The 12,167-nt window shown below is 70.7% G+C and carries 13 protein-coding genes; 9 read left to right on the top strand and 4 right to left on the bottom strand.

Annotation, left to right across the window (positions count from 1 at the left end; translation table 11 throughout):
• From ACIBO1_RS04105 to ccsB, 5 genes are read left to right on the top strand one after another with little or no spacing between them, the layout of a single operon-like run.
• Positions 1-648 (top strand): histidine phosphatase family protein, encoded by a 648-nt coding sequence (locus tag ACIBO1_RS04105; RefSeq protein ID WP_131053678.1) that lies wholly within the window; start codon positions 1-3, stop codon positions 646-648.
• A 1-nt stretch (position 649) separates the two neighbouring features.
• On the top strand, positions 650-1,228 hold the full coding sequence (locus tag ACIBO1_RS04100; RefSeq protein ID WP_396741222.1) for a TlpA family protein disulfide reductase: 579 nt from the start codon (positions 650-652) through the stop codon (positions 1,226-1,228).
• A complete protein-coding gene (locus ACIBO1_RS04095; protein ID WP_396741220.1) occupies positions 1,228-2,088 on the top strand; it encodes a cytochrome c biogenesis CcdA family protein in 861 nt (286 codons plus the stop codon). Before ACIBO1_RS04100 ends, ACIBO1_RS04095 begins: the two co-directional genes overlap by 1 nt.
• Complete coding sequence (locus tag ACIBO1_RS04090; protein ID WP_396741218.1) at positions 2,088-3,767, top strand: cytochrome c biogenesis protein ResB; 1,680 nt, start codon at positions 2,088-2,090, stop codon at positions 3,765-3,767. The genes ACIBO1_RS04095 and ACIBO1_RS04090 overlap by 1 nt, the downstream gene beginning before the upstream one ends.
• Positions 3,767-4,828: a c-type cytochrome biogenesis protein CcsB gene (gene ccsB, locus ACIBO1_RS04085; RefSeq protein WP_396741217.1), complete on the top strand. Its 1,062-nt coding sequence runs from the start codon at positions 3,767-3,769 to the stop codon at positions 4,826-4,828. Before ACIBO1_RS04090 ends, ccsB begins: the two co-directional genes overlap by 1 nt.
• A gap of 65 nt (positions 4,829-4,893) precedes the next feature.
• On the opposite strand, the gene ACIBO1_RS04080 is transcribed toward ccsB, so the two are convergent.
• Complete coding sequence (locus tag ACIBO1_RS04080; protein ID WP_396741215.1) at positions 4,894-5,109, bottom strand: hypothetical protein; 216 nt, start codon at positions 5,107-5,109, stop codon at positions 4,894-4,896.
• Positions 5,110-5,348: 239 nt separating this feature from the next.
• Between ACIBO1_RS04080 and ACIBO1_RS04075 the strand changes: the two genes are divergently transcribed.
• Both ACIBO1_RS04075 and ACIBO1_RS04070 read left to right on the top strand, forming a co-directional pair.
• Positions 5,349-5,741 carry a DUF5753 domain-containing protein gene (locus ACIBO1_RS04075; RefSeq protein ID WP_396741213.1) on the top strand — a complete coding sequence of 131 codons (393 nt, stop codon included), beginning with the start codon at positions 5,349-5,351 and terminating at the stop codon, positions 5,739-5,741.
• Positions 5,729-5,920 (top strand): DUF397 domain-containing protein, encoded by a 192-nt coding sequence (locus tag ACIBO1_RS04070; protein WP_117229321.1) that lies wholly within the window; start codon positions 5,729-5,731, stop codon positions 5,918-5,920. Before ACIBO1_RS04075 ends, ACIBO1_RS04070 begins: the two co-directional genes overlap by 13 nt.
• 62 nt (positions 5,921-5,982) lie before the next feature.
• Here the strand turns inward: ACIBO1_RS04070 and ACIBO1_RS04065 are convergent, their stop codons facing one another.
• Both ACIBO1_RS04065 and ACIBO1_RS04060 read right to left on the bottom strand, forming a co-directional pair.
• Positions 5,983-6,867, bottom strand: a complete 885-nt coding sequence (locus ACIBO1_RS04065; protein ID WP_396741210.1) for a transglutaminase-like domain-containing protein — start codon at positions 6,865-6,867, stop codon at positions 5,983-5,985.
• A 167-nt stretch (positions 6,868-7,034) separates the two neighbouring features.
• A complete protein-coding gene (locus tag ACIBO1_RS04060; RefSeq protein WP_396741208.1) occupies positions 7,035-8,447 on the bottom strand; it encodes a hypothetical protein in 1,413 nt (470 codons plus the stop codon).
• Positions 8,448-8,670: 223 nt separating this feature from the next.
• Here ACIBO1_RS04060 and ACIBO1_RS04055 point away from each other — a divergent pair, with 223 nt between their 5' ends.
• Positions 8,671-10,131 (top strand): menaquinone biosynthesis decarboxylase, encoded by a 1,461-nt coding sequence (locus ACIBO1_RS04055; RefSeq protein WP_396741206.1) that lies wholly within the window; start codon positions 8,671-8,673, stop codon positions 10,129-10,131.
• Complete coding sequence (gene mqnP, locus ACIBO1_RS04050) at positions 10,131-11,045, top strand: menaquinone biosynthesis prenyltransferase MqnP (RefSeq protein ID WP_396741204.1); 915 nt, start codon at positions 10,131-10,133, stop codon at positions 11,043-11,045. Before ACIBO1_RS04055 ends, mqnP begins: the two co-directional genes overlap by 1 nt.
• Positions 11,046-11,129: 84 nt before the next feature.
• Here the strand turns inward: mqnP and ACIBO1_RS04045 are convergent, their stop codons facing one another.
• Positions 11,130-12,116: a terpene synthase gene (locus ACIBO1_RS04045; RefSeq protein WP_396741202.1), complete on the bottom strand. Its 987-nt coding sequence runs from the start codon at positions 12,114-12,116 to the stop codon at positions 11,130-11,132.
• Positions 12,117-12,167: the final 51 nt, after the last annotated feature.

Here is a 12,167-nt window from a genome sequence, read left to right as displayed (position 1 = left end):
GTGAGTAAGACGGTGGTCCACGTGCTTCGGCACGGCGAGGTGTACAACCCGGACGGCATCCTCTACGGCCGACTGCCCGGGTTCCGCCTCAGTGAGCTGGGTGTCCAGATGGCCAAGGCCGCCGCGCAGGGGCTCGCCGAACGCGAGGTCGTGCACGTGGTGGCCAGCCCCCTGGAACGGGCCCAGCAGACCGCCGAACCGATCGCCGCCCAGTTCGGGCTCCCCGTCGGAGTCGACGAACGGCTCATCGAGAGCGCCAACTGGTTCGAGGGCAAGAAGGTCTCTCCCGGTGACGGCTCCTTCCGTGACCCGCGCAACTGGTGGGTGCTGCGCGACCCGGTGACCCCCTCCTGGGGAGAGGCGTACCGGGTGATCGCCGAGCGGATGTTCGCCGCGCTGCACGCCGCCCGGGTCGCCGCCGAGGGGCGGGAGGCCGTCCTGGTCTCGCACCAGCTCCCGATCTGGACGCTGCGTCGGCACGTCGAGCGCAAGCGGCTCTGGCACGACCCGCGACGTCGGCAGTGCGGGCTGGCCTCGCTGACCACGTTCCACTTCGACGGCGCCAAGATCGTCGGGATCGGCTACTCCGAGCCGGCCGCGCACCTGGTGGCGATCTCACCGACCGCGCGGACGGCCAAGGGGGCCTGAGATGGGTGCCCGTAGGTGGGCCGTGGGCCTGCTCGCCGCCGTGACCGCCACGACGGTGCTGAGCGGCTGCACCAGCGGTGGCCGGGAGGCGGCCTGCGACAACACGGGCGGCATCGTGGAATGCGCCCCGGACCAACGTTCCGACGCGCCCCGTCTCGCCGGTGAGCTGCTCGACGGCGGTTCCTACGACGTGACGCAGCAGCGGGGCCAGGTCGTCGTGGTCAACTTCTGGGGCTCCTGGTGCGCGCCGTGCCGGGCCGAGGCCGACGACCTGGAGAACACCTACCAGGCGACCAAGGACTCCGGGGTGACCTTCCTCGGCATCAACGTGCAGGACAGCCGGGACAAGGCGGTCGCCTTCGAGGAGGGCTTCGGGATCACCTACCCGAGCATCTTCGACCCGGGCAGCCGCCTCGCCCTCGACCTGGACATCCCGCCGAACACCATCCCCGCGACCGTGGTCCTGGACCGGGAGGGCCGGATCGCGACCGTGATCCGGGCGGCGGTACGCCAGGAGGGCCTGCAACCCATCGTCGAGCGGATCGCCGCGGAGTCCGCTGCGGCGTCCGGCCCGCGCTGATGGGCGAGACGTTCGGTCAACTCGCCGTCTCGGGGCCGCTGCTGTTGGCGATCGGCGCGGCGGCACTGGCCGGGCTGGTCAGCTTCCTCTCCCCGTGCGTGCTGCCGCTGATGCCGGGCTACCTGTCGTACGTGACCGGCCTGGCCGGCGCCGACCTGGAGGGCCGGGATGTAAGGAAGGGCCCCGTACTAACGCCTGGTGTAGAGGAGGGGTCCCCTCCTAACACCTCGGGCGGGGGTACGGCGCTGCGGGAGCGCACCCGGGTCAGCCCGGCGGTCAAGGGGCGCGTACTCGCCGGGACCCTGCTCTTCATCGCCGGCTTCACCGTGGTCTTCACCGCCACCGCGATCCTGTTCAGCAGCATCGGCCGGGTCTTCTTCGACTACGAGCGGGCGCTGGAGATCGTCGTCGGCGCGTTGATCGTGGTGCTCGGGCTGGGCTACCTCGGAGCGCTGCCCGGCTTCCAACGCGAGTTCCGGATCAACCGCCTGCCGAACGCCGGCCTGCTCGGCGCACCCGTCCTCGGCGCGGTGTTCGCCCTGAGTTGGGTCCCGTGCACCGGCCCGACGCTGGCCGCGGTGCTCGGCATGGCCACCACCAGCGGACAGACCGACCGCGCGGTGGTGCTCGCGGTGGCGTACTGCCTCGGACTGGGCATACCGTTCATCGTCTTCGGGCTCGGCTTCAACCGCCTGCTCGGGGTCTTCCGCACGATCCGGCGGCACAGCCGCTGGGTCACCCGGATCGGCGGCGTACTGCTGATCCTGATCGGGCTGGCCCTGCTCACCGGCGGGTGGACCAACGTCGTGATCTGGTTGCAGACCACCGTCGGGGTGGGTGATTTCGAGGTGAGCATCTGATGACCGCGGTGGACGACCGGCCGGCCGCTCCGGCCGAGTCACCCCGGCGCCGCCCCCACGCGCTGCTCGCTCTGCTGCGCAACTCGTGGCGGCAGCTCACCAGCATGCGTACCGCGCTGGTGTTGCTCTTCCTGCTCGCGATCGCCGCCATTCCGGGTTCGGTGCTGCCGCAGCGCGGCGTCAACCCGGAGGACGTCCGGGACTTCTACACCGCGAACCCGCAGCTCGCCCCGGTGCTGGACCGGATCGGCGCGTTCGAGGCGTTCAGCTCGGTCTGGTTCTCGGCGATCTATCTGCTGCTGTTCACCTCGCTGATCGGGTGCATCACGCCCCGGCTGCGCGACCACGTCCGGGCGATGCGGGCCAGGCCGCCGGCCGTACCGAAGCGCCTGGAGCGGTTGCCCCAGCACGCGGTGGTGCCGGCGCCCGCCGGTGGCGCGGCCGCGGTCGCCGAGACCCTGCGCCGCCGCCGGTGGCGGGTGGCGGTACGCGGCGACGAGATCTCCGCCGAGAAGGGCTACCTCAAGGAGACCGGCAACCTGATCTTCCACAGCGCGATGGTGCTGCTGCTGGTCGGTGTCGCGCTCGGTTCCTGGTACGGCTGGCACGGCAACCGGCTGCTCGTCTCCGGCCCGGACGGTGTCTTCTGCAACACCCGCCAGCAGTACGCCGAGGCGAAACTCGGCCCGCGCGTCGGCGACGACCTGCCCCGGTTCTGCATGCAGCTCGACGAGTTCGAGGCCGAGTTCCTGCCCAGCGGCCAGCCCTCGCACTTCAACGCCAAGGTCACGGTGGACGAGGACGGCGGCGCACCCCGGGCGGCCGAGTTCTCGGTCAACTCGCCGCTGCGCCTGGACGGCGCGAACGTCTATCTGCTGGGCCACGGCTACGCTCCGGTGATCCGCTACACCGACCGGTTCGGCGGCACGCAGACCAGCGTGGTGCCGTTCCTCACCACCGGTGACATGGGTCTGACCGGCGAGGGGCTGGCGGCCTTCCCGGACGCCAACGTCGACCCGGCGACCGGCGAGCGGAACGCGAACCTCCAGATGGCCTTCTCCGGCCTGTACCTGCCGACCGCGCCGCAGGAGCCGCCGTTCACCCGCTCCGAGTACCCGACGGAGCAGAATCCGCTGCTCGGCCTGATCGCCTACCGGGGCAACCTGGGCCTCGACGGCGGCATCCCCGGCTCGGTCTACCAGCTCGACCAGCGGCAGATCCGCAACGGCCGGCTCACCGAGGTGGGCTCGAAGGACCTGCGCAAGGGCGAGAGCTGGACGCTCGACGACGGCACCACGGTCGAGTTCGTGGGCACCGAGCGTTACATCGTGCTGTCCGTACGGCACGACCCGGGCACGATGCTGCTGCTGGTCAGCTCCGTCGGGCTGGTGCTCGGGCTGATGGGTTCGCTGTTCGTCCGGCGACGCCGGATCTTCGTCCGGCTGTTGCCCGCCGGTGCTGTGCCCACCGGTGCCGCGCCCCCCGGTTCCGGCCCCCCCGACAGTGGATCTCCGACGGACGGTAGTAGCTTGGTCGAGGTGGCTGGCCTGCCCCGGACCGAACATCCGGGGTTCGCCGCCGAGTTCAGCCAACTGGTCGCCGCGATCGGCGACGACCGGCGGACCGGCGAGGCCATCGACCCGGACGAGCGGGCCGGGGCGCGAGAAGGAGCCGAGTGATGTCCGCACTCTCCGACCAGGTGGTGTCGATCGCCACCCTGGTGTACCTGCTGGCCATGATCAGCCACGCGGTCGAGTACGCCCTCGGTAACTCGCGCGCCAAGGTGGCGGCAGCCCCGGCCCGTGAGCTGGTCGGCGCGGCGGTCGGCGGCGGCTCCGGCGCTACGGGTGCGGCGGGCAGCGGCAGCGCGACGGGGGCGGCCGAGGACGGCGGTTCGACGGGTACGGCCGACGGTGTGGCCGGGACCGGTGGCGGAGCAGCCGGCGGCGGTGCGGCACGTACCCCTGCCGAACGCACCGCGCGGCGGGCCGCACTCGCCGGGTGGATCGCGGTGGCCCTCACCGCCGTGGGCGCGGCCCTGCACCTGGTCGGGCTGGTCACCCGGGGCATCGCCGCCGAGCGGATGCCCTGGGGCAACATGTACGAGTTCGTGCTCACGGTCTCGTTCATCGGCGTCTCCGCCTGGCTGGTGGTGCTCTGGAAGGTGCCGTCGCTGCGCCGCCTCGGGCTGTTCCTGACCCTGGTCATGGTGCTGCTGGTGGCCACCGCCGAGCTGGTGCTCTACACCCCGATCGTGCCGCTGGTGCCGGCGCTCAACTCGTACTGGTTCATCGTGCACGTGTCGACCGTCGTCTTCGCCTCGGGGCTGTTCCTGCTGGGCTCGGTGCCGGCCGCGACGTACCTGATGCGGGCCGGCTACGAACGCGGCAAGCGCAGTTTCCCGTACACGCTGGCGAAGAAGCTGCCGGCGGCGGCCAGCCTGGAGCGGCTCACCTTCGTGCTGCACGCCTTCGCGTTCCCGCTGTTCACCTTCGCGGTGATCGCCGGGGCGATCTGGGCCGAGGCGGCCTGGGGTCGGCCGTGGGGCTGGGACCCGAAGGAGACCTGGTCGTTCATCTCCTGGGTGATCTACGCCGGTTACCTGCACGCCCGCGCGACGCCGAGCGTGAAGCGCAACGTGGCCGCCTGGCTGGCCATCCTCGGCTTCCTGACGGTGATGATGAACCTCTTCGGCGTGAACATCTTCTTCGAGGGCCTGCACTCCTACGGCGGTCTGTGAGGACAGAACCCAGGATGTAGAACTACACTTCTTATAACTGTAGTTCTACATTTCGGGTGGACCGCTCAGATCTCGAACGGCTGCCAGTTCCTAGCGGGGCGGCTCAGGGTCTCGTCGACGCGCAGCGTGATCTGGTAGGCGATCTCCGGCACGTCGGCCAGTTCGATGCGCTCGGCACGCATCGCCAACTGCGCGTGCAGCTCCCGGGCGATCGCGTCGCGGAGACTGGTGAGCAGCGGCGACAACCCGTCCGGGTCACCGACGACGTACGCGTCCGACATGCGCCAATCCTGCCGTCCCCGACGCCCGCCGCCCCAGCACCTGTGAAGTATCCCGCCCGTGCTCTGCCTCCGCCGAGGAGATCTTGGAAATTTTCCGTTATCTATGAACGGCAACTGTCCAAGATCTCAAACGTCGACGCGTCGTGGGCTCAAGGGGCTGAGGTTTCGGGCGGACGGGGTGTGCGCGGGGCGGCCCAGCCGAGGAAGCGTTCGTGTAGCGACGCGGGCTTCGGCACGTTGTGTGGATCGAGTCGACCGGCGATCGACCGCCGCAACTCGTCGCAGTGCTGGACGAACACGTGCTGCGTCGCCCGGTCGGCGGCCCGCTGGTGATGCGGGAGCAGTTGCGCCGCCTGGTCAAGCTGGCCACCGAACAGCCCCGGGTGCGGCTGCACGTGGTGCCCGCCTCGGTCGGCGCGTATCCAGGTGTCGCCGGGGCCTTCGTGCTGGCTACCCTCCCCGGTGGGAAGGACGTCGCCTACCTGGATGACCAACTCAAGGGTCAGGTCATCGACGACACCGAGGACGTGCTGGCGATCCGGGCGTCCTGGGAGGCGATCCAGGGCGAGGCGCTGCCGCCCCGGCAGTCGATCGAGTTGTTGACGGAGGTGGCGGAGTCATGGCGGAGCTGACCGGCGCCCGGTGGCGCACCAGCACCCGGAGCAGCACCAACGGCGGCAACTGCGTCGAGGTGGCCGACAACCTGCCCGGCGTGGTCGCCGTACGCGACAGCAAGGACCGGGACGGCGAGGTGCTGATCTTCGGCCCGGCCGCCTGGCGAGCGTTCGTGGCGCTGGCCCGCCGCCACTGACCTGCCGTCCATCGCCCGTGGGGCGAATCGACCACCGCCCGCCCCCGGACATGTCGGAGCGGTCAGACCGGTTCGTCGCGGTGCCGCAGGTCGTTGCGGACGGTGGGCGGGACGCGTAGCCGCTGATCCGTGCAGAGTCGCCGCAACTCGTCCGCGTGCTCGTCGGGATCGAGGGTCAGTCGGGCCAGCTCGTCGAAGAGCGCCATCCGCTCCTCGTCGATCGTCTCCTCCGGCTCCGGCATCGCACCCCAGCTGTCCCAGGGCAGCAGTTCCACCGTGCCCAGCGCAGCGGCGTCCCGCATCAGGTTGCCGGCGATCCACCACCAGCCGGCCTCGTCGGTCACGCTGAGCCCGAAGGTGTCCGGGTCGGCGCGGCCCGCACGACACCGTGTCCACGCCTCACCGGCGACCAGGAACCGGTCACGCGGTACGTCCATGACGTCGAAGTCGATGCCGAACAGCTCTCGTTGGAGGTTGTCGAGCTGGGCGTCGACCATGATCCAACGACGCTGCTCCGAGTTCCAGTACTCGCCGACCCAGTGGTCCTCGTACCGCCCCTGCGCCAGGTAGTCGCCGAAGCCGCAGCGGGCGCGGGCCGGCACACCACGCTCCCGCAGCACGGTGACCAGCAGGACGCTGTAGTGCCGGCAGTTGCCCGCCACCCGGTGCTCGGGCTGCCGAGGGAGGTCCAGCGGACGGCCGTCCCGGCCCGCGATGCCCGCGAGCAGCTCGTCGGCGGGCCGCAGGTGCACGCTGGACCGGTCGGCGTCGGACAGGGTGACGTCGTACGCCCCGGCGATGTGCTCGTGGATCACCAGTCCCTGGATCGTCCGGGTGATCGCCGCCGGGTCCGTCGGCACCGCGTCGAGGAGTCCGGCGTACGCCCCGGCGGAGGTCAGCCGCCCCGGCCGCGCGTACCGGGAGAGAGCCGTCGGTTCGTGGTTCATCCGGCCTCCTGGGATGGGTGAGAGACAAGAGTGGCAAGATTCGCCGACTCGCGGTGACCCGTCACGATCCATTTTTGCGATCAGCTCGAAAAGGGCTCGACCAGGCAGAGGTGACCGGTCCGGGATGGGCGGGACCAGCCCCGGTCACCATCCCGAACCGGCCACGATCAGGACTGAACCTGGACGACGACCGTGACCTCGTCGTTGTCCCGGTCGTCGTCCCACCAGGAGGGGTACGGCCCGGGCATGTTGAGGCTCACCGCGCCGGCCGCACCACCCACGGAGGTGATCCGGACCCCGAAGTCGACCTGATGGGTCTCACCGGCGGCGAACACCGAGCCGGGTACCGCGCAGCGGTACCAGGAGGCACCGGGTTGCGGATCGCCGCTGTACCAGCCGTCCTCCGACTCGTAGAGCGCGACACAACGGTCGGGCACGGACTCCACGGTCACCCCGGACGGCACCCGGACGTGGAACGGTGCCACCTCGCCCGCGCCGCTGCGGAAGTCGTCGAGGTCTCCCGCGCCGTTGTTCCGGACCCCGGCGCGCAGGATGGTCGCACCGCCGACCGGACCGACGACCGGCTCCGCCAGGGCGGCCAGGTCCAGGCTGTTCGGCACGTTGTCGACGTAGAAGGAGGCCCAGTTGTCGCCCGGGTCGATCTCGGTCGTCAGGATGCGGGCCGCTGCGGACGCGGTCCGGCTGGGCCGCAGCCTCAGCTCGGTGCCGCCCGCCCGGCGCTGGTAGCCGAGTTGCGTCGGCAGCGCCGCAGCACCGGCAAGCGGCTCGACGAACTGGTCGATGCTCTCCCCGGCGTACGCCGAGCCGTCGATCGCGAACCCGAAGCCGCCGGACACCTCCATCGTTGCTCCCGGGCGGACCCGTCCGTTCAGGTCGCAGACGACCGAGGTGCGGTGACCGGTGAGCGGGGCGTACCAGCAGTTGGACCAGGTTGACGGCGTCAACCCCGAGGAGAGGGTGAAGGTGATCCGGACTCCTCTGCTGGTCCGGTTGCCGACGTTCGTGAGCCGGATCGGCGCGGACAACAGATCACCGACCGCAGCCGCGTCGACCCGCCCGCCGCCCAGGTTGACCAGGTCCGCGCCGTCACCGACGGACACCGTCGCCGTGGCGACGAAGGGATCGGCGTTGTCGGCCAACGCTCGGTACGACACTGTGGCGCTGTCGCCCCCGGAGGCGCCGGCCAGTGGCCGGAACAGCACCGGGATGCTGCCGATCTGGAGGCTCGAGTCCGGGTCGACGTCCGGTGGCAGCGGGCAGGTGACCTGGGATCCCGAAGTGGCGCACCAGGCGGGAAACTCGGCGGAAGCCACGCCGAGCAGGCCGGTCAGGTCGACGACGACCCGTGGATTCACCGCGTCCTGGGCGTACACGTAGAGCGGCTTGGCCTTGCCGGGGGCGCCGGCTGCGCCGATCACGACATCGTCGAGCTGGGCCTGGAACCAACCCGACGCGGTCTCGGCCTGGGCCGGAGCACCGAGCGCCACGAGTGAGGCGGTGACCGCCAACACCACGGCGGCTCGTCCCGCACGGGCGTGCGGGCGTTGCGCAGATCGCATGTGACTCCTTGCTTCGAGGGACCCGGAAGCAGGCCAACGCCACCGAGGGCGGGGCCGTTCGGGAACCATGAGCTTAGATGCGCGGTACGACACACGACGCCCCGTGCGACGTGATCTCCGCCCGAGAGCCGACCTGCTCGGACCGGCCGAGGGTGGGACGTGCCACAGCACGGGCGGGTACCCGGCGTGGGCACGACGACGGCGCGTAGGACAGACTTGCTGCATGGCGGCTCGTGGGTTCCCGTACACCGATCTGAAGGACTTCCTGGCGGCGCTGGAGCGCGCGGGCGAGCTACGGCGCGTCGGCGTACCCATCGACCCGACGCTGGAGATCAGCGAGGTCGTCACGCGGACCGTGCGGGCGGACGGGCCGGCGTTGCTCTTCGAGCGGCCCACCCGGGGCGAGATGCCGGTGGCGATTAACCTCTTCGGCACCGAGAAGCGCACCGCGATGGCGCTCGGCGTCGAGTCGCTGGACGAGATCGGCAACCGGATCGGCGAGATGCTCAAGCCGGAGCTGCCGATGGGCTTCTCCGGCATGATGGGCGGCCTGGGCAAGGTGATGCAGCTCAAGTCGATGCCGCCCAAGAAGGTCAAGACCGCCCCGTGTCAGCAGGTGGTCTACCGGGGTGACGACGTCGACCTGAACCGGCTGCCGGGCCTGCAGGTGTGGCCGGGCGACGGCGGGATCTTCCACAACTTCGGGCTGACCCACACCAAGCACCCGGAGACCGGCAAGCGAAACCTCGGCCTCTACCGGCTCCAGCAGCACAGCCACAACACGGTGGGCATGCACTGGCAGATCCACAAGAACTCCACCGCGCACCACGCCGTCGCCGAGCGGCTCGGCCAGCGGCTGCCGGTCGCCATCGCCATCGGCTGTGACCCGGTGGTCAGCTACGCGTCCAGCGCGCCGCTCCCCGCCGACATCGACGAATACCTGTTCGCCGGGTTCCTGCGCGGCGAGCGGGTGGAGATGGTCGACTGCCTGACCGTGCCGTTGCAGGTGCCGGCGCACGCCCAGGTGGTGCTGGAGGGCTACCTGGAGCCGGGCGAGCGCCTGCCGGAGGGGCCGTTCGGCGACCACACCGGCTTCTACACCCCGGTCGAGCCGTTCCCGGTGCTGCACGTCGAGGCGATGACCATGCAGCGCGACCCGGTCTACCACACGATCGTCACCTCGAAGCCGCCGCAGGAGGACCACGGTCTCGGCAAGGCCACCGAGCGGATCTTCGCGCCGCTGCTGCGCTTCCTCATCCCGGACATCGTCGACTACGACCTGCCGGCCGCCGGGGTCTTCCACAACTGCGCGATCGTGTCGATCCGCAAGCGGTACCCGAAGCACGCCCAGAAGGTGATGAACGCGATCTGGGGCGCGCACATGATGTCGCTGACCAAGCTGATCGTGATCGTGGACGAGGACTGCGACGTGCACGACTACCGCGAGGTCGCCTTCCGCGCCTTCGGCAACGTCGACTACGCCCGCGACCTGCTGCTCACCGAGGGGCCGGTGGACCACCTGGACCACTCCTCGTACCAGCAGTTCTGGGGCGGCAAGGCGGGCATCGACGCCACCCGCAAGCTGCCCACCGAGGGCTACACCCGGGGTTGGCCCGAGGAGATGACCATGTCGCCCGAGGTCGTCTCGCTGGTCGACAAGCGTTGGAAGGAGTACGGCATCTGATGGCGACCGCCGCCGTGGAGCCGGCCGAACGCCCGGGGCGCGTGAAGTCCTTCCTCAAGCTCGTGGCGATCGAGCACTCGGTGTTCGCGTTGCCGTTCGCGTACCTGTCGGCGTTGACCGCGATGCAGGTCAACGGTGGCCGGGTGCGCTGGCTCGACCTGCTGCTGATCACCGTGGCGATGGTCGGGGCACGGACGTTCGCGATGGCCGCGAACCGCATCCTGGACCGCCGGATCGACGCGCGGAACCCGCGTACCGCCAACCGGGAGCTGGTCACCGGGGCGGTGAGTCTGCGGACGGCCTGGACCGGTGCGGGCGTCGCCCTGGTGGTCTTCCTGGCCGCCGCCGCCCTGCTCAACCCGCTCTGCCTGGTGCTCGCGCCGCTGGCCGTGGTGCCGCTGGTGGTCTACCCGTACGGCAAGCGGTTCACCAACTGGCCGCACGCGATCCTGGCGGTGGCCCAGGCGGTCGGCCCGATCGGCGCGTGGCTGGCGGTCACCGGCACCTTCGCCGGCTCCGGACCGGCCTGGCTGCTCGGCGCGGCCGTCGGCCTGTGGATCGGCGGCTTCGACCTGATCTACGCCTGCCAGGACGCCGAGGTGGACCGCGAGATCGGCGTGCACAGCGTGCCGGCCCGGTACGGCCTGCGCTTCGCGTTGCACGCCTCCACGGTCTCGCACGTGGTGACGTTCGCGCTCTTCGGATGGTTCGGCGTGCTGGTCGGCTTCGGCTGGCTCTGGTGGATCGGTCTGCTGTTCACCGCGGTCGCCTTCGGCTACCAGCACCTGGTGGTCACGCCGACCGACCTGAGCCGGGTCAACCGGGCCTTCTTCACCGCCAACGGTTTCGTCGGCATCGCCCTGTTCGCCTTCGCCGTGCTCGACCTGGTCGTCCGGCTCGGCCTGCGTCCCTGACCCCGGCCGCGCGCCCTGCCGCCCTGCCGTGCGTGGGTGCCGGCGGGGTTCGGGTGAGGGCTCGGGGTGTTAGGAAGGGACCCTTTATCTACCGGAGGCGTTAGTAAGGGGCCCTTCCTTACCCGCGTAGCGGGCACTCTCCAGCGTCCAGTCGATGGTGCCGCGCACGGCCCGCGACACCCCGTCGAGATGGGCGGTGACGGCCTCGTCCAGCGCCGGACCGAACGACGGCACGGCGGCTCGCTGGTCGACGAACTCCCGCATGGTGGTGTGCCAGCGCCGGATCACCGACTCGATCGCGGCCTCCCGGGACAGCCGGTGTTCGGCGGCGGTCGCCAGCACCAGGTTGTGCCCACCGGCGGTGGCCTCGTCGCGCTCCAGCGAGGCGAGGTCGTTGTACCAGGACAGCAGGTCGTTGCCGAGGTCCCGGAATCGGCTCAGCGCCGGATGATGGTAGACCGCGTCGGGTAGCGGCCGACCGGTGACGAACTCGACCAGCGGATACGACACGTACGCGGCCGAGGTGGCGCGGCGCAGCTCGACGTACTCGGCGACGCCGGGCCGGTGACCGCCGGTCTTGTTGGCCGCCTCCTGCCAGGTCCCGTCGAGGTGGTGGGCGACCGCGTCGGCGAATCGTGCCCGCCAGGGGGCCGACATCCGGCGGCGCGGCTCCCGCCAGGCGGTCACCAGCAGCCGGCGCATCGGCCCGGCCAGCCCGGTCTGCGGTGAGCGGGCCTGCCCGCGCAGCACCGCGAGTACGCCGTCGCGCAGTCCACGAATCTCGGCGAGGGTGAACCGGTCGGGCTTGTCGCAGGCGTCGTCGACCAGGAAGAACCAGGTGAACAGTGCGGTGAGTACGCGCAGGTCGGGCTCGTCGGCGTCCGGATAGAGCCGGCCGGCGTAGCGGGCGAAGCGGGCCCCGGCCAGCAGCCTGGCGGTTGTCGGGTCCACCGTCAGCCCGGTCTGCGGCAACCAGTGGATCAACCACTCCTGCACGTCGTCGGAGTACGGCGACAGCCGGGACGGGATCGGACAGGCGTCCCGCAGTGAGGGCAGGACGTACTGGCCCATCCCGATCCCTCCCCCTGAGGTGCCGTACCGCGTGCGGCACCAGGCAGCATG

Origin of the sequence: Micromonospora sp. NPDC049903 (genome assembly GCF_044460945.1) — a bacterium.
In the GTDB taxonomy this organism is placed as follows: domain Bacteria; phylum Actinomycetota; class Actinomycetes; order Mycobacteriales; family Micromonosporaceae; genus Micromonospora.
This window is presented reverse-complemented; position numbering and strand designations above follow the sequence as displayed.